Here is a 17618-nt window from a genome sequence, read left to right on the forward strand (position 1 = left end):
CGCCGCGGTTCCCAACCTGTAGGAATGTCTACCGGGAGGCCTGCCGTTCATTCGGGAGAAATGGATGATTTATAAAGAGGCTGTTGCAAAATAGCTCTTTGAAAAATTATGAACAAAACCCGGAACCTTTTCAGAGCCAAAACGGCTCAAAAAGGGTTCCGGGCTTTTATTTTTTGCACTATCTCTTTGTGCAAGCTGCTATCGCATTTTTATTTTGCAACAGCCCCGTTTTTGAAACAAGGGGGGCAACAGCATGAAACAGTGCGTTTCTTTCCAGCGGCTTGATATAATATGTTCCATCCAGTGCCTTACAGAGTTTTACCTGAAACACTTCCTCCCAGATTTTCTGCTCATACAGTTGGGAGGGTTCCGCAAAGGCGGCATGTTTTCCGTCTGCGAATACACCCACGGCATCGCTGTACTGCATCGCGTGGGCAAGGTCGTGCAAAACCATCACGACCGTCCGGCCCTGCTGCGCAAGGCTTTGCAGAAGTTCCATCAGCTGGAACTGTGCTGCACCGGGAACTTCGGGCGCCAGCGCCGCGACCAGAAGGGCAAAAAAGCCCGCGCCGGAGTCCAGAATGATCACGTTCTTATAAAGTTTGCTCATGTTCTGGATGATCTCATCCTCACTCTGGCCCGCCTTCTCGAAAATGTACCCGGTCGGTAAGCCGGAACTGGACGATCTGAGAAGAACCGCGTATGAGGCTGTTGCATGAGATCCTGTGCGACAGCCTTATTTTTATGCACAAATGCACCACAAAATTTAAAAAGTATGGTATACTGGTACAAAACTGGTTCCATAGGGGAGAAAAGAATGCAATATAAGATTCTGGCAAGCGATTATGACAATACACTGGTGCCCTTTGGCGAGAGCAAGCCCCGCCAGAAGGTGGTCAAGGCGGTAAAGAAGCTGCAGGCCGCAGGCGGCAGATTCGTGCTCAGCACCGGCCGTGCCTATCCGTGCGTCAGCCTCAAGGGGCAGCTGGGCGGCATCCGGTTCGACTACGCCATCACCTGCAACGGTGCCTGCGTGGTGGACCGCGAGGGTCGCATCGTGGCAGAGCACCCGCTCACTGCCGAGGAAATGTATGCGTTGGTGGATTTCTGCGAGGATTATAACTATCCGCTGCAGTTCAATTTCAGGGATGCCTGCTACGCCTACTGCGAGTATGAATATCTGCACAGGGGCTACCAGCAGATGAACAGCATCGGGCTGGACTGTGTGGACGGCGAAGATCAGGACCGCCACCTGATCGATATGCCCCACGCGGCCTTTGCGGCAGTGCCGCCGGAGCACGTGGCAGATTTTGCGGCAAAGTACGGCCATCTGGGCCTGCACTGGATGCAGGTGGGCGCGCAGAATGCGGACGGCCTGTGCTACTACGACATCGTGCGCGGTGGAATGGACAAGGGCGTGGGCCTTGCCGACCTGTGTGAAAAAATGGGTCTGACGCTGGCCGATGCCGTAGCGGCAGGGGATTCTGCCAACGATGTGGGCATGCTGAAGGCAGCGGGCCTTGGCTGCTGCATGGCAAACGGCACGCCGGACGCGAAGGCTGCCGCCGACCGCATCATTGGCGACGTGCGGGAGGACGGCATGGCGGCACTGATCGAGGAGCTGTGGTTCGACGGCCCCACAGCGGTGCCGTCCGGCCGCGACCTTGGCTCGCCTTGGGATAAAATTGAAAGTGCAGGCGGACAATGAGCTTTGACCCGGTGTATAACGAGCACAGCCGGGCGCTGATCCTGGGCACATGGCCCAGCCCCAAAAGCCGCGAGATGGCCTTTTACTACGGCCACCCGCAGAACCGCTTCTGGCCCATGCTGGCCGCGCTGACCGGGGAGCAGACGCCCGCGCGGGAGGATATCGAAGCCAAAAAGCAGATCATCCTGCGCCATGGTCTGGCCCTCTGGGACACGCTGGAACGCTGCACCATCACCGGGGCGTCGGACGCTTCCATCCGGGATGCGGTGCCGAATGATATCGCCGCACTGCTGGCAAAGGCACCCATCGAGGCGGTGTTCTGCAACGGTGCGGCGGCTTACCGCATCTATACAAAGTATCTGCAGCCGGTGTCCGGCATCGCGGCCGTCAAGCTGCCCAGCACCAGCCCGGCAAACGCCGCCTGCCGCCCGGAAACGCTGCGCGCGGTCTGGGGCGAAGCGCTGGGCCCGTGGATTTCCAAATGATTGCAAGGTTGTAAATTATCCGTGAAACCCTTGCGTTTTTCGCCGGGTGCGGTATCATGGGTAACATAAGGGGAAGCTTCCCCAAAGAAGGAGAAGGTTCATGAGTAAGATCATCCGCACCCAGAAGCCCAGCGTTCTGCCATTTTATGCAATGGCGCTGGTCTTTTTGGGATTGTGCACGGTACTGCCGGTGTATAAGCTGTGGGCGCTGCTGGCAGCGCTGGGCGGCGCCCTGATCGCCTTTGGCGCGGCGCAGAAGGTCTGCCCGCCCCGGGTGGTGGAGCACGAAGTGCCCTTCCACACCGGCGTGGAGGATGTGGACGCGATGCTGACCGACATCCAGCAGAAACTGGATACCCTGCACACCCTCAACGAGCAGCTGCCGGACCCGCAGCTCTCTGCCGCCATGACCCGCATGGAAAAGGCGGGCCGCTCCATTGTGGAGGCGGTGGAAGCAAACCCGGAAAAGGCAAAGCAGGTGCGCAGGTTCGCAAACTACTACCTGCCGGATGCGGTGAACGTGCTGCAGCAGTATGCAAAGCTGGCAAAGCAGGGCGTGCGCGGCGAGAATGCCGCAGCCATCCGTACCGAGGTGGAGCACAATGCTGCTTCCATTGCCACGGCGTTTGAAAACCAGCTGGATGCCCTGTACGCCGCCGAGAGCATGGACCTTTCTGCAGACATCACGGTGCTGCAGAGCATGCTCAAGGGACAGGGCCTGAGCTGAAGAAAAAGGTAACCGGTATTTGGAAAGGAAGGAATCTCTTATGGCAGACAATACATTCAACTTTGATCTGGATGCACCCGCTGTGCCCACCCTGACGCTGGACCCCGCCCCGGCAGCGGAGGAAAAGGCTGCGCCCGTCCAGCAGGAAGCCCCCGCTCCGGAGGCACAGGTGAACCTGACCCCGGAGGAGCAGGCCATGGTGGACCAGTTCGCCGAGAAGATCGACATTACCAACAGCCAGCAGGTGCTGCAGTACGGCTCTGCCTGCCAGAAAAAGATCGGCGATTTCTCCGAGGCTGCGCTCTCCAAGGTATCCACCAAGGATCTGGGCGAGGTGGGCGACATGATCACCAGCCTGATCGGTGAGCTGAAAAGCTTTGATGCCGGTGAGGAGGAGAAAAAGGGCATTCTGGGCTTCTTCAAGAAGAAGGGCGACCAGCTGGACGCCATGAAGATGAAGTACAACAAGGCCGAGACCAACGTGGAAAAGATCCAGTCCATGCTGGAGGGCCATCAGGTGCAGCTGCTCAAGGACATCGCCATGCTGGATAAGATGTATGAGCTGAACATGGCCTACTTCAAGGAGCTGAGCATGTATATCCTGGCCGGCAAAAAGAAGCTGGCCGATGTGCGGGCAAATGAGCTGCAGCAGGCCATGGACAAGGCCAAGGTTTCCGGCCTGCCGGAGGACGCACAGGCTGCCCGCGATCTGGCCGATCAGTGCGAGCGGTTTGAAAAGAAGCTCTACGATCTGGAGCTCACCCGCAACATCAGCCTGCAGATGGGCCCCCAGATCCGCCTTTTGCAGAACAACAACACCATGATGGCAGAAAAGATCCAGTCCACCATCGTCAACACCATCCCGCTGTGGAAGAACCAGATGGTGCTGGCATTGGGTCTGGCCCACAGCCAGCAGGCCATGCAGGCCGAGCGTGCCGTTACCGATATGACCAACGACCTGCTCAAGAAGAACGCGGAGGCCCTGAAGATGGGTACCATCGAGACCGCCAAGGAGTCCCAGCGCGGTGTGGTGGACATCGAGACCCTGCAGCAGACCAACAAGAGCCTGATCGAGACGCTGGACGAGCTGAACAAGATCCAGAGCGAGGGCCGCGCAAAGCGTGCCGCCGCCGAGCAGGAGCTGAACCGCATCGAGGACGAACTGAAAGCAAAAATGATGGAGATCCGGAGCTGAAATGGCAAACGCAGATTTTTCGCAAAAACAGAACAGCACTCCCGGCGGCTTTGACGCGGGCAGCTACCGCGAAAAGGCCCGGCCGGAAGAAACGGTGCGCCTGACCCCTTTGCAGCAGAAGCTGGCGGGCGCGGAAGCAAAGCTGCCAGCCACCCTTTCCACCCGGGCGGCGGCGCTGGCCCTGAGCGTGGTGGTGATGCTGGCGGCCTTTTTGGGCTTTGGCAGCGCCAAACTGCGCAGCCGGTACAACGAAGCCCGCAAATGGTACACGGTGGGTGTGGCGGCAGACAACGGCTATAACCTCAGCGAGGAGCTGACCACCCGCATGAACACGGCGGCGAACATCATCACCACCGCCGGCAACACGCTGGGGGCCGACAGTGCCGAGGTGCAGGCTGCACAGACCGCGCTGAACGACTTCTCGGCCTGTTTGGAAGCGGTGCAGAACGGCGGCAAAGCGCAGGCGCTCACCTCGCTGCCCTATTATCAGGGCAGCACGATGCATGCACTGTATCAGGCCAACGAGGTGCTGGGTTCGCGGATCGACCAGCTCTATGCAAAGCTGCAGGAGCAGGCTGCAGACCCCATGAAGATGGGCGCAGTGCAGGGGCAGTACGGCCAGTTCAACAGTGCGGCTACCATCATCGGCACCCTGCAGTACAACGATGCCGTTTATGACTACCAGAAAGAGACCGGCGGCTTTCCGGCCAGTGTGCTGGGCAGCATTGCCGGGGTAAAGGAGGTTGAACCCTTCGCATGAAAAATTTTGCAAAGCGCGTGAGCGCTCTGGTGCTGGCCCTTGTGGTGGGCGCAGCGGCTCTGTGCCCGGCAGCATTTGCCGCCGCCAGCCTGCCGGATCTGCCCAGAGATCAGTGTGTGGTGGATGATGCCAACGTTCTGAGCGACAGCACCACCCAGGCCATCATCGACCTGAATGCCCAGCTGGAACAAAGCTGCAGCGGGGCACAGATCGGTGTACTGACTGTAGATTATACGGGCAATTATTCCACTGAGGATTATGCAACACAGGCCTTCAACGCATGGGGCATCGGCGATGCCGCAAACAACAACGGCGTGCTGATTCTGCTGGTGATGGAGTCGCCCATCTACGAGGATGGCGATTACTACGTGACCTATGGCGACGGCTTCCGCAACACCACGCTGGAAAGTCAGGCCAGCGCCCTCGCTCAGACCATGGAAGGTGATTTTGTTAACCGCGATTACAGCGATGCAGTAATCACCTGTGCCAACAATGTGGCCGACACCATTGCAGACATCTACGGCGTCAGCCTTTCGGGCGGCAGCTACAACGATGGCGGCTACGCGGAGCCGGACGACGGCCCCACCACCTTTGAGAATGTCGTTCTGGGCATCGTGATCCTGTTCATGTCCCTGCTGGTAATGCTGATCATTGTGCTGTTCGTGTTCCGGGTGTTTATTGCACCCATCGGCCATGCAGTGGGCTGGAACTGGGGCCCCTTCGCATGGGGCTACATGGCAGGCTCGGCCCGTCGGCGTTATCGTCCCGGCCCTCCTCCTCCTCCGGGCCCCGGCTTCGGCCCCGGATACGGCCCGGGCTATGGCCCCGGCCCCCGCAATGACCGGCCCCGCCCGCCCCGGAACAACAACCGGCGTCCGCCCCGTCCTCCCATGGGCGGCGGCTTTGGCGGCGGGTCCTTCGGTGGCTCCCGCGGAGGCGGCTCCTTTGGAGGCGGCTCGTTTGGCGGCGGCAGCTTCGGCGGCGGCTCCTTCGGTGGAATGGGCGGCGGCTCCAGTCATGGCGGCGGCGGTGGACGCGGACGGTAATGCCGCTGCGCGGCAAAATGCCCTCCGCGCTGCTTTGGGCAGCTTCAGCGGAAGAATTATTTGAGATTTTGGGGTTCTGAAAAGCCCGCGGGCTTTTCAGAACCCCTTTTTCACGGATGGGGTCGGGGCGGCAAGCGGCAGCTGCCGCGCCGGTCTTGATGGAAAACATTGCTGCTCTCTTTTCTGCGGCTTTTATCATGAAGGAAATTCATTTGACAAAACAACTTTGCTAATCTATACTGAAAACCATGCAATTACAGTAAAATGTGTCATATAGAGGGAGAATCACCATGCTGACTCTGGATAAGATCTACCACGCCGCCTTTGTGCTCAAGGACGTTGCCCGCAAGACTGACCTCATTGAGGCATCCAAGCTTTCCAAGGACTGCCATCTGTACCTGAAGACCGAGAACCTGCAGGCCACCGGCAGCTTCAAGGTGCGCGGCGCTTACTATAAGATCAGCCAGCTCTCCGCAGAGGAGAGCGCCAAGGGCGTGATCGCCTGCTCTGCGGGCAACCATGCGCAGGGCGTGGCACTGGCTGCCACCCGCCGCGGCATCAAGAGCATCGTCTGCATGCCGGACGGTGCGCCCATCATGAAGGTGGAGAACACCAAGAATCTGGGTGCAGAAGTGTGTCTGGTGCCCGGCACCTACGACGACGCCCACGACAAGGCCGTGGAGCTGCAGGAAGAGACCGGCATGACCTTTATCCACCCCTATGACGATGAGCAGGTCATCGCGGGGCAGGGGACCATCGGTCTGGAAATTCTGGATCAGCTGCCGGATGTGGATGCGGTCGTTGTGCCGGTGGGCGGCGGCGGCCTGATCTCCGGCGTGGCCTTTGCCATCAAGAGCCTGCGCCCGGAGGTAAAGGTGTACGGCGTGCAGGCCGAGGGTGCCCCCAGCATGTACCGCAGTCTGCATGAGCACAAGTATCAGACCCTGAAAGCAGCCTCCACCTTTGCAGACGGCATTCAGGTCAAGACGCCCGGTGAGCTGACCTACCAGATCTGCGAACAGTATGTGGATGATATCGTCACCGTCACCGAGGATGAGACCGCTGCCGCCATCCTCTCCCTGATGGAGAACCAGAAGCTGGTGGCCGAGGGTGCCGGAGCCGTGCCGGTGGCTGCAGTGCTGTTCCACAAGCTGCCGGTCGAGGGCAAAAAGGTGGCCTGCGTCGTCTCCGGCGGCAACATCGATGTGAACATCCTCAACCGCGTCATCACCCGCGGTCTGGTGATGAGCGGCCGCAAGGCCAACATGACCATCGCACTGGAGGACAAGCCCGGCCAGCTGAAGAAGGTGGCGGAGATCGTTTCCCGCTGCGGCAGCAATGTGGTGTCGGTGCAGCACGATGGTTCTGACCCCAACATGCCCATCTCCAGCTGCTTCCTCAAGCTGACCCTTGAGACCCGTGACGCGGCGCAGATCGAGCAGATCCGTGCAGAACTTGCAAAAGAGGGTTTCCAGCTGGTGAGCGAAAGAGTATAATAAGGAAAAACAGACGATTTAGAATGGCCTCCGCTTCGCTCTGGCCATAAATAGCGGAAAATAATTTTTTATTTTGCGTTTGTCGTGCCCTGCGGGGCACTCCAAACGCATTTTCACCAAAGGGGCCGACACATAAAACACTAGTTTCAATTGCTATTTTGGGGTACGGCTTGTCTCATGAAAAAGTGCTCCGGAAAAGCCCACAGGCTTTTCCGGAGCACAAATATAAAAATCAAATTTCCGCTGAATAGAGCCAAAGCGCACGCGTCGGCCATTTTAAATCGTGATCTTACAACAAAGGAGAACTGCTATGAAAGTCGTTTCTACTTCCAATGCCCCCGCCGCCATCGGCCCCTACAGTCAGGCCATCGATCTGGGCAATATGGTGTTCGTTTCCGGCCAGATCCCGGTAGACCCTGCCACCGGCAAGATGGCCGATACCGTGGAGGAGCAGGCTGCACAGAGTCTGGCAAACCTCAAGGCCATTCTGGCGGAGGCAGGCCTTTCCATGGCAAATGTGGTCAAGACGGTCATCTTCCTTGCCGACATCAACGATTTTGCCGCCGTGAACGCCGTGTATGCCAAGGCATTTGCAGAGCCGTTCCCCGCACGCAGCTGTGTGCAGGTGGCGGCCATCCCCAAGGGCGCAAAGCTGGAGATCGAGTGCATCGCCGTGCGTGAGTAAACGCGCGCAGGCTGTTTCTGAATACCGGACAAAAAGAGCCGCAGGATGCTGCAAAGCAGTGTTCCTGCGGCTCTTTTGCGGAATGAGTGAGGGCGCGGGGGTCACTTCTGCACCCCGGCCTCGCACTGTTCAATAAACTGCTTTGCCACCCGGGGGCTGCGGCCTCCGGCGCGGATGGCAAAGGCCTCGGCCTTTACCAGCAGCTGATCCATGGGCATATCGATGCCGTGCTGCTTTGCCAGCTCTGCCAGAATGGTCTCGAACCGGGCCTTCTCCGGGCGCTGGAAGGTGACGGTCAGGCCGAACCGGGCCGAAAGACTCATCAGCTCCTGCCGGGTGTCGGCTTCGTGGATGTCATCGCCGGTGCGGTCGGTCAGGGTCTCCTTGATCAGGTGGCGGCGGTTGGAGGTGGCATATACCGCAATGTTCTTGGCCCGGCCGCCTACGCTGCCTTCCAGAATGGCCTTCAGGGCGGCAAAGTTGTCGTCATTGGCGGTAAAGCTCAAATCGTCGATGAACAGGATGAACTTGAGCGGGTTCGCCGCCAGCCTGTCCATCAGATCCGGGATCTGGTACAGCTGGTTCTTTTTCACCTCCACCAGCCGCAGGCCGTCGGGCGCAAATTCGTTGGCAATGGCCTTTACCGCGCTGGACTTGCCGGTGCCGGCATCACCGTACAGCAACACATTGTTGGCGGGCATTCCGGCCAGCAGGGCCTTGGTGTTGGCAATGACCTTTTCCCGCTCCTTCTCATAGCCGGGCAGCTCAGAAAGGCGCTGGGGGTCGGGGTACTTCACCGGCACCAGCTGGCCGTTTTCCACCGTGAACACATGGTGCTTGGCAAACATGCCGTAGCCCTTTCTGCCCACCTCGCTCATGCGCTGGGCGTAGGCGGCAGGCAGGTCGAGCTGTGCCGTCTCCCACCGGGGAAGAAAGTCCAGCTCCTGTGCCTGACCGGCAGCAGAACCGGCTGCGGCCAGCAGCTCGTCCAGCGTCAGGCCGCACAGGGCCTGCAAAAAGGCCAGCTCGCTGTCCAGTGCAGTCTGCAGCACCGGGGCAAGGGTGCCCGCTGCAGCCTGCCGCACGCAGACGGTTTCGGCTTCCAACACGGCGGCGCTGAGGTAGCTGCCCCAGTTGGTGGTGTGCTCGAACAGCGCCGCTTCAAATTGTGCCACGGCGTCACACACCGGGCCGCAGCCGGGCGCACCGGCTTCCATGCGGTCGGTCAGATCCGCAAACTTTGCCACCACGGGATCGTCCAGCAGGCTGCGGAAAATAACAAGCCCGTGCAGCCGGGCATTCCATTCTCTCAGTTTCATATTCCTGTCCCTCTGATTTGAGCGTGTGATAAATAAACGCGCAGGCGCGCATATCAGAAGTATACAGCAGCTTCTGCCAAGGCGCAAGAGGTGTTCAAATCCCTTCATGTTTGAGATGCTTCAGGAGACAAATCATCGATTGACAAAAGCCCGATTTATAGTATAATTTACATCAACAAATGCGCAGATGGGAAAAAGTACCACACGATCCCCACTGTTCAGAGAGCTGCCGTCTGGTGCAAGGCAGTCAGCGTTTCGTGCGGAAAATCATCCCGGAGCAGCCTGCCCAACGGGTGCAAAACCCTTGTAAGCAGCGCCGGTTGCAGCCGTTACCGTGCAGGGCTTTGTTGGAAGCCCGTGAGAGGGTGTGCACAGCACGCCAACGAGAGTGGTACCGCAGAGAGCTTGATGTTACAAGGTCTTTGTCTCTTGAAAGAAGCAGGGGACAAGGGCTTTTTCTTTTTCTTTTTCAAAAGCTCTCCCTGAGGGAATGGATAAGAAGTGGAACAGGAATAGGAGCAACACCATGCAGTTGAATGGTTCTCAGATCTTTGTAGAGGTCCTGTGCGAGCAGGGCGTGGACACCCTTTTTGGTTATCCCGGCGGCGCAGTGCTGAACCTTTACGATGAGCTGTACAAGAATTCGGACCGCATCACCCATGTGCTCACCGCCCACGAGCAGGGCGCGGCTCACGCGGCAGATGGCTATGCCCGCGCCACCGGACGCACCGGTGTGGTGCTGGCTACCAGCGGCCCGGGTGCCACCAATCTGGTCACCGGCATTGCCACAGCCTATATGGACTCGGTGCCCATGGTGGCCTTCACCGGCAACGTAGCCACGACGGGCCTTGGCAAGGACGGCTTTCAGGAAGCCTACATTGAGGGCATCACGATGCCCATTACCAAGCACAACTTCACGGTGCGCCGGGTAGAGGAGCTGGCCGATACCATGCGCTCTGCCTTCCGCATTGCACAGAGCGGCCGCAAGGGCCCGGTGCTGGTGGATATCCCCAAGGACGTGACGGCGGCGGTGTGCGAGTTCACCCCCAAAAAGCCGGAGCCCATCCGCACCGTGACCACCTTCAACGCAGAGCGGGTGAAGTGGGCGGCAGACCTGATCAACGCCGCGCAGCGCCCGCTGGTCTACTTTGGCGGCGGCGTGCGCAGCGCAGCTTCCTGCCAGCCCCTGCGCGACCTGCTGAAGAAGGCCGAGATCCCTGCGACCTATACCCTGATGGCCGCAGGCGTCGTGCCCTACGGCGACCCGATGAACATCGGGATGGTGGGCATGCACGGCTGCTACACCTCCAACCGCGCTGTGGCCGACTGCGATGTGCTCATTGCAGTGGGCACCCGCTTCTCGGACCGTGTGGCCCTGAACCCCAAGACCTTTGCAAAGAACGCCACCATCATCCAGATCGACATCGACCCCAGTGAGCTGGGCAAGAATGTGGAGGTCGATCTTTCCATCGTGGGCGATGCGGCCTATGTGCTGAACGCCATGCTGCCCCAGATCAAGGAGAAAAAGCATCCGGAGTGGATGGCCATGATCCACGAGTGGCAGGCACAGGATTACCACCCGGTGTCCGACCCCACCCGCCTGATGCCCCATCAGGTCATCGGAGAGGTGTGCAATCAGTGTGGCCCGGAGGCCGTGTATGTGACCGATGTGGGCCAGCACCAGATGTGGGCAGCGCAGTATCTGCGCCACGCCAAGAGTCGCGGCTTCATCACCAGCGGCGGTCTGGGCACCATGGGCTTTGGCTACGGTGCTGCCATCGGCGCACAGATGGCCCTTGGCCGGGATCAGCGGGTGGTCATGTTCACCGGTGACGGCTCCTTCCACATGAACCTGAACGAGGCCTGCACCGCTGTGAGCTACGAGCTGCCCATCATCACCGTGATCTTCAACAACTCGGTGCTGGGCATGGTGCGCCAGTGGCAGACCACCTTCTACGGCAGGCGCTACAGCCAGACCGACCCCCACCGCAAGACGGATTTCGTCAAGCTGGCAGACGGCTTTGGCCTGAAGGGCTACCGCTGCACCAACCTTCCGGAGTTTCAGGCTGCTTTTGCGGATGCGCTCAAGCAGAAGGGCCCCACATGGATCGAGTGCATCATCGATAAGGACGAAAAGGTGCTGCCCATGATCCCCGGCGGCGGCGACATCAACGACATCATCATGGAATAAGGAGGACACAGCAAAATGGAAACCAACAAACGCAGGGTCATCAGCCTGCTGGTGGACAACCAGAGCGGTGTTCTGGCCCGTGTGTCCAGCCTGTTCTGCCGCCGCGGCTTCAACATTGACAGCCTGACCGTTTCGGCTACCAACGACCCGGCGGTCAGCCGCATCACCGTTACCATCACCAGCGACGAAAAGGCACTCAGCCAGCTGATCCTGCAGACCGAGCGTCTGGAGGTCACTCGGCAGGTGTTCGTGCTGGACGGCGAAAAATCGCTGGAACGGGAGCTGCTGCTGCTGAAGGTGGCGTCCGACGTGCACAACCGCAGCGAGCTGCGGGAGATTGCCAGCATCTACAAGGCAAAGATCATCGATCTTTCGCCGGACAGCATGGTGTTTGAACTGATCGGCAAGCCGGATAAGATCGACGCCTTCCTGAAAATGTTCGCGGATTATAAGATCCTGGAGCAGTGCCGCACCGGCGTCACCGCACTGGAGCGCGGCGGGATGCACCAGCACATGCAGAAGCCGCCGCAGGAGGTGCGCGCAGTGCAGCTGCCTCTGCCGGGGACCCACTGCCCGGAACGGACCTGAGCTTTTCCGCTCTCAAGGAGCGAAAAAATAAAATGTTTAGAATCAGCCACTGAATAAACACAAAACAAAAAAGGAGAACAACTACCATGGCTATCAAGAAATACTACGATTCCGACTGCAACCTCGGCGTGCTGGACGGCAAGACCGTCGCTGTCATCGGCTTCGGCAGCCAGGGCCACGCCCATTCCGAGAACCTGGCCGAGAGCGGCGTGAACGTCGTCGTCGGCCTGCGCAAGGGCTCTGCTCACTGGGAGAAGGCTTCTGAGTTCGCAGCAACTCACGAGAACTTCAAGGTCATGGAAGTGGAAGAAGCTGCCAAGGCCGGCGACGTTGTTATGATGCTGGTGCCCGACGAGCTGTGCGCCGACATCTACAACAAGCAGGTGGCTCCCTACATGACCGAGGGCAAGGCACTGGCCTTTGCACACGGCTTCAACATCCACTTCAAGACCATCGCTGCTCCCAAGAATGTGGACGTTATCATGATCGCTCCCAAGGGCCCCGGCCACATTGTCCGCCGCCTGTACACCGAGGGTGAGGGCTGCCCCTCTCTGATCTGCGTGGAGCAGGACTACACCGGCAAGGCTAAGGATATCGCTCTGGCATACGCTTCCGGCATCGGCGCAGGCCGTGCAGGCATCCTGCAGACCACCTTCAAGGAGGAGACCGAGACCGACCTGTTCGGCGAGCAGGCAGTGCTGTGCGGCGGTGTTTCCGAGCTGATCCACGCCGGTTTCGATACGCTGGTGGAAGCTGGCTACGAGCCCGAGATGGCATACTTTGAGACCTGCCACGAGATGAAGCTGATCGTTGACCTGATCAACGAGGGCGGCTTCTCCAAGATGCGTTACTCCATCTCCAACACCGCTGAGTACGGCGATTACCGCACCGGCAAGCGCCTGATCACCGCCGAGACCCGCAAGGAGATGAAGAAGGTCCTGACCGAGATTCAGGACGGCACCTTCGCTTCCGAGTTCCTGACCGAGATGAGCCCCAACGGCGGCCGCAAGGTGCACTTCCTGGCAAAGCGCCGCATGGAAGCAGAGCTGCCCATCGAGAAGGTCGGCGCAGAGCTGCGCGGCATGATGAGCTGGCTGAAGAAGTAAGAGGAAAACCCTCTCAGGCCGCCTTTCGGCGGCCAGCTCCCCCGAAAGGGGGAGCTTTTGTTGAAAGTGGGAACCTTATACTTATAGATCCTCCGCAAAAACCTCTCCCCTTCGGGAGAGGTGGCACGGCGCAGCCGTGACGGAGAGGGTTTTTGACAGAAAAGAGGATTTGAAATGAGAAGCGACAATGTGACCAAGGGCTCGGAGCGCGCTCCGAACCGAAGCCTGTTCTACGCACTGGGCTATACCAAGGAAGAGCTGGAGCGCCCGCTGATCGGCGTGGTGAGCGCCTACAGCGAGATCGTGCCCGGCCATATGAATCTGGACAAGATCGCCGATGCCGTAAAGGCCGGTGTTGAGATGGCAGGCGGCACCCCTATCCTGATCCCTGCCATCGGCGTGTGCGACGGCATCGCCATGGGCCATGTGGGCATGAAGTACTCGCTGGCTTCCCGCGAGCTGATCTGCGACAGCGTGGAGACCATGCTCATGGCCCACCAGCTGGACGGTCTGGTGCTGGTGCCCAACTGCGATAAGATCGTGCCCGGCATGGTGATGGCAGCGGTGCGCATGGATGTGCCCGCTGTGGTCTGCTCCGGCGGCCCCATGCTGGCCGGTACCTACGGCGGCGAAGAGGTCAGCCTTTCCAAGATGTTCGAGGCTGTGGGTGCCTACAAGGCCGGTATGATCACCGAGGATCAGCTGGAAGACTGCACCTGCAACTGCTGCCCCAGCTGCGGCAGCTGCTCCGGCATGTACACCGCCAACAGCATGAACTGCCTGTGCGAGGCCATCGGCATCGCACTGCCCGGCAACGGCACCATTCCTGCCGTCTACTCCAAGCGTCTGCAGCTGGCAAAGCACGCTGGTATGGCCATTATGGATATGGTCAAGAAGGGCATCACCGCACGCCAGATCATCAACGAGCGCTCCATTCGCAACGCTCTGACCTGTGATATGGCGCTGGGCTGCTCCACCAACACGGTGCTGCACCTGCTGGCCATCGCCTATGAGGCTGGTGTGCCCATCGACCTGAAGCTGTTCAATGAGATCAGCGCCAAGACCCCCAACCTGTGCCATCTGGCACCGGCCGGCCCCACCCACATGCCGGATTTGTACGCCGCAGGTGGCATTCCTGCCGTGCAGGCAGAGCTGGCCAAGAAGGGCCTGCTGGATCTGGATGTGCCTACCGTTACCGGCAAGACGCTGGGCGAGAACATCAAGGGCGCACACATCCTGAACGACAAGGCCATCCGTCCCATTGACAACCCCTATTCCCAGACCGGCGGCCTGCAGATCCTGTGGGGCAACATTGCACCGGACGGCTGTGTGGTCAAGCGCAGCGCCGTGGCCCCCGAGATGCAGCAGCATTCCGGACCGGCCCGCGTGTTCAACAGCGAGGACGAGGCCATTGCCGCCATCTACGCGGGCAAGATCGTCCCGGGCGATGTGGTGGTCATCCGCTACGAAGGCCCCAAGGGCGGCCCCGGCATGCGTGAGATGCTGAACCCCACCTCCGCACTGGCCGGCATGAAGCTGGACAAGACAGTGGCCCTCATCACCGATGGCCGCTTCTCCGGCGCAAGCCGCGGTGCAGCCATTGGCCATGTGAGCCCGGAGGCTGCTTCCGGCGGCCCCATCGGCCTGATCGAGGAGGGCGATACCATCAACATTGATATCCCCAATGCCTCCATCACGCTGGAGGTCAGCGACGAAGTCCTGGCCCAGCGCAAGGCAAAGTATGTTGCACCCGAACCCAATATCAAGACCGGCTGGCTCAGCCGCTATGCACGCATGGTCACCAGTGCAAATCTGGGCGCCGTGCTGAAGTAATTTGATGATCTAAGCAAAAACAGAGGGACGACCCCGCGTCGTCCCTCTGTTTTTTTCCTGCAGGCCCATAGATAAAAAAGAAAGCGACAAAGCAGACAAGCTTTGTCACTTCTCAGGCAAAAATTTATTCTCCGTGGCCGAACAGCACCGCACGGAAGGTTGCAAAGATGATCTTCCAGTCCACCAGGAAGCTGCGCTCCTTGACATACTTCACATCCAGCGCCATCCACTCCTCAAAGCTCAGCTGGTTGCGGTGTGGGGCGATCTGCCAGTAGCAGCTCAGGCCCGGCGTCACGTACAGCCGCTGCCATTCATAAGGGGTGTACTGGGCCACCTCACGGGGCAGAGCCGGGCGCGGGCCCACAATGCTCATATCGCCCTTGAGGATGTTCACCAGCTGAGGCAGCTCGTCGATGCTGGTCTTGCGGATGAAATGGCCCACCCGGGTGATGCGGGGATCGTCCTTCATCTTGAACACAGGGCCGTCCATCTCGTTGTCCTGCAGCAGATCGTTGAGCTTGCTCTCAGCGTTCGGGCACATGGAACGGAACTTGTACAGCCGGAACAGCTTGCCGTTGCGGCCCACCCGCAGCTGGCTGAACACCGGGCTTGCACCCGGGCTGTCGATCCAGACTGCAATGCAGGTAAGGAGCATCAGCGGGGAAAGCGCGATCAGCGCCAGCAGAGAAAAGAAGATATCCTGTGCGCGGCGCACACACCAGTAGGCGCGGTGCTCATGAAGATTCGTCTTACGGTCGACCGTGACCGGCTTGCGGATGCCAAGCTCTGCGCCGGGCTCCTCCATCCGACCGGTCTGCAGCCAGTATTCCGCTTCTGGCGCAGTGGTTACAGTTGTCATATTCAGATTCACTCCCTCTTAGTCCATAACAGAAAATAAAGAGAGCCCCAAACTCTCCCACACAGTTATTGCACCTATTGCACAATAAAACTGCAAACTTCTGTACAATTTTACCATGTGCACAGGCAGATTGCAAGAGAGTTGAACCATTTTTTTGTCTGGTATGTCAGAAAAAGCCAGATCACAGGGGGGAAAAACGATGAACAGACAGACCGGTGTGCCGGAGCCTTACCCGAACAGGCTCTTTGTGTTGTGCATATAGACCGACAGCACAAGCCCCACGCAGATATACAGCATCAGCACCGAGCTGCCGCCCGCAGAATAAAAGGGCAGGGTGACGCCGATGACCGGCAGCACCCGCAGGTTCATGCCCACGTTCACGGCGATCTGAGCCATCAGGGCACCGCCGATGCCGGCGCAGATATAGCTGCCCAGCAGATCCTCGCTGCGGGCACCGGTGGCAAAGGTCTTGATCACCAGCGCCAGCAGGGCACCCAGCACGATGCACAGGCCCACAAAGCCCATGGTGTTGCCTATCCAGCTGAGGATAAAGTCGTTGTGGGCGTTGGGTACGCTGTAGTACCGGCCGCTGAACAGGCCGTTGCCGAAGATGCCGCCGGAGCCGATGGCAATCTCGCCGCGCTGCTGCTGGTAGATGATGTTTTTCCAGATGGTCTCGTTGGGTGCCCAGCCGGTGGTGTTCTCCGGGTCGATGACGGCCAGAATGCGGTACCACTGGTAGCCCTTGCCGATCTTATCACTGAAAAAGGCAAAGGCTGCGGCCACTGCGGCAGCGGCGGCTGCAACGGCTCCGATGATATACTTCCAGCTCAGGCCCGCCGCAAACATCATGCTGCAGCCGATGATGCCGTAGATGATGGCGGTGCCGTCATCGCCCTGAACATGGATGATGGCGATGGGCACCAGCAGGTGCAGCAGCAGCTTTGCCAGCTCCTTGGGCTCGTTGATGCGGCTGCGCACATTGTTCAGGTGCATGGCAAAGGTGAGGATGAAGCTGATCTTTGCCAGTTCGGTGGGCTGGAAGGTGAAGCCGCCCAGCTTGTACCAGGAGTAGTTATCGGTATCACCGGCGTTGAAGCCGATGGTCAGCGGGCCGATGGTCACATTGCGGATGAACAGGGTGGGCAGCACAAGGCCCCATGTCAGGGCCACATGCACCGGCCACACCTTGACGAGGCTGCGGTAGTCGATGCAGGAGAGCAGCAGCGCAAGGATGATGCCCAACACCGCCGCACCGGCCTGCACCAGCGCACGGCGGTAATCGCCGATGCCGATAACGGCACCGGTGAGCTCATCGGTAGCAAAGCCGCTGCCCTGCTTTGCGGCCCAGGAGGCCAGTGCCACCACAGCCATGGTGCTGCTGAAGATGCACAGCAGCAGGTAGAGCTTATCCGTCCGCTTCAGATATTGTCGAATGCTTTCCAAGAAAGCACCACCTTTCGTTTCCAGATGCACACCGGGCCCGGCTGCACGCATAGGCAACACAAACCCAGTTTATCCTTATTATACACAGATGGCACAGCGTTTTCAATCTGCCGTGTGGAACGGCCTTGTAAAATCTGCGCGGATGCTTGACAAAGCGGACGGCAGCATCTACAA

Annotated in this window: 16 protein-coding genes and 1 other annotated feature; of the genes, 12 read left to right on the forward strand and 4 right to left on the reverse strand. The window is 59.4% G+C overall.

The genetic code is table 11. The annotated features are described in order from the left end of the window. Positions 1-178: 178 nt before the first annotated feature. Positions 179-589, reverse strand: a complete 411-nt coding sequence (locus MTP37_RS02460; protein WP_249238054.1) for an ATP-binding cassette domain-containing protein — start codon at positions 587-589, stop codon at positions 179-181. Between the two features lie 228 nt (positions 590-817). Here MTP37_RS02460 and MTP37_RS02465 point away from each other — a divergent pair, with 228 nt between their 5' ends. From MTP37_RS02465 to MTP37_RS02500, 8 genes are all read left to right on the forward strand, one after another. Beyond that, positions 818-1708 (forward strand): HAD family hydrolase, encoded by an 891-nt coding sequence (locus MTP37_RS02465; RefSeq protein WP_249238055.1) that lies wholly within the window; start codon positions 818-820, stop codon positions 1706-1708. Continuing rightward, positions 1705-2193 carry a DNA-deoxyinosine glycosylase gene (locus MTP37_RS02470; protein WP_249238056.1) on the forward strand — a complete coding sequence of 163 codons (489 nt, stop codon included), beginning with the start codon at positions 1705-1707 and terminating at the stop codon, positions 2191-2193. The genes MTP37_RS02465 and MTP37_RS02470 overlap by 4 nt, the downstream gene beginning before the upstream one ends. 100 nt (positions 2194-2293) lie before the next feature. Further along, a complete protein-coding gene (locus MTP37_RS02475) occupies positions 2294-2920 on the forward strand; it encodes a 5-bromo-4-chloroindolyl phosphate hydrolysis family protein (protein ID WP_249238057.1) in 627 nt (208 codons plus the stop codon). A gap of 40 nt (positions 2921-2960) precedes the next feature. Further along, complete coding sequence (locus MTP37_RS02480) at positions 2961-4115, forward strand: toxic anion resistance protein (protein WP_249238058.1); 1155 nt, start codon at positions 2961-2963, stop codon at positions 4113-4115. A 1-nt stretch (position 4116) separates the two neighbouring features. Further along, the gene (locus MTP37_RS02485; RefSeq protein WP_249238059.1) at positions 4117-4875 is read left to right on the forward strand and encodes a LemA; all 759 of its coding nucleotides are present in this window, start codon (positions 4117-4119) and stop codon (positions 4873-4875) included. Next, on the forward strand, positions 4872-5921 hold the full coding sequence (locus MTP37_RS02490; RefSeq protein ID WP_249238060.1) for a TPM domain-containing protein: 1050 nt from the start codon (positions 4872-4874) through the stop codon (positions 5919-5921). Before MTP37_RS02485 ends, MTP37_RS02490 begins: the two co-directional genes overlap by 4 nt. Positions 5922-6211: 290 nt before the next feature. Next, positions 6212-7417 (forward strand): threonine ammonia-lyase, encoded by a 1206-nt coding sequence (gene ilvA / locus MTP37_RS02495; RefSeq protein WP_249238061.1) that lies wholly within the window; start codon positions 6212-6214, stop codon positions 7415-7417. A gap of 310 nt (positions 7418-7727) precedes the next feature. Next, the gene (locus MTP37_RS02500; RefSeq protein WP_097774035.1) at positions 7728-8102 is read left to right on the forward strand and encodes a RidA family protein; all 375 of its coding nucleotides are present in this window, start codon (positions 7728-7730) and stop codon (positions 8100-8102) included. A gap of 101 nt (positions 8103-8203) precedes the next feature. Here MTP37_RS02500 and MTP37_RS02505 read toward each other — a convergent pair whose 3' ends face one another. Next, positions 8204-9421, reverse strand: coding sequence for an ATP-binding protein (locus MTP37_RS02505; RefSeq protein WP_249238062.1), 1218 nt, complete (start codon positions 9419-9421; stop codon positions 8204-8206). A 175-nt stretch (positions 9422-9596) separates the two neighbouring features. Next, positions 9597-9854 (forward strand) — a binding site (T-box leader). Positions 9855-9947: 93 nt separating this feature from the next. Between MTP37_RS02505 and ilvB the strand changes: the two genes are divergently transcribed. The 4 genes from ilvB to ilvD all read left to right on the forward strand — a co-directional run bounded on the left by ilvB (position 9948) and on the right by ilvD (position 15139). Next, positions 9948-11612, forward strand: a complete 1665-nt coding sequence (ilvB, locus tag MTP37_RS02510; RefSeq protein WP_249238063.1) for a biosynthetic-type acetolactate synthase large subunit — start codon at positions 9948-9950, stop codon at positions 11610-11612. A 15-nt stretch (positions 11613-11627) separates the two neighbouring features. Then, entirely contained in the window at positions 11628-12200 is a 573-nt protein-coding gene (gene ilvN, locus MTP37_RS02515) for an acetolactate synthase small subunit (protein ID WP_249238064.1), read from the forward strand. An 86-nt stretch (positions 12201-12286) separates the two neighbouring features. Then, positions 12287-13306 (forward strand): ketol-acid reductoisomerase, encoded by a 1020-nt coding sequence (gene ilvC / locus MTP37_RS02520; protein WP_249238065.1) that lies wholly within the window; start codon positions 12287-12289, stop codon positions 13304-13306. A gap of 174 nt (positions 13307-13480) precedes the next feature. Next, positions 13481-15139 carry a dihydroxy-acid dehydratase gene (ilvD, locus tag MTP37_RS02525; RefSeq protein WP_097774031.1) on the forward strand — a complete coding sequence of 553 codons (1659 nt, stop codon included), beginning with the start codon at positions 13481-13483 and terminating at the stop codon, positions 15137-15139. A 124-nt stretch (positions 15140-15263) separates the two neighbouring features. Here the strand turns inward: ilvD and MTP37_RS02530 are convergent, their stop codons facing one another. Together MTP37_RS02530 and MTP37_RS02535 are read right to left on the reverse strand one after the other, a co-directional pair. After that, on the reverse strand, positions 15264-15944 hold the full coding sequence (locus MTP37_RS02530; protein ID WP_249238692.1) for a sugar transferase: 681 nt from the start codon (positions 15942-15944) through the stop codon (positions 15264-15266). A 282-nt stretch (positions 15945-16226) separates the two neighbouring features. Next, positions 16227-17444: an FtsW/RodA/SpoVE family cell cycle protein gene (locus tag MTP37_RS02535; RefSeq protein ID WP_249238066.1), complete on the reverse strand. Its 1218-nt coding sequence runs from the start codon at positions 17442-17444 to the stop codon at positions 16227-16229. Positions 17445-17618 lie beyond the last annotated feature (174 nt).

This window comes from Faecalibacterium sp. HTF-F, from assembly GCF_023347535.1.
Classification (GTDB): domain Bacteria; phylum Bacillota; class Clostridia; order Oscillospirales; family Ruminococcaceae; genus Faecalibacterium; species Faecalibacterium wellingii.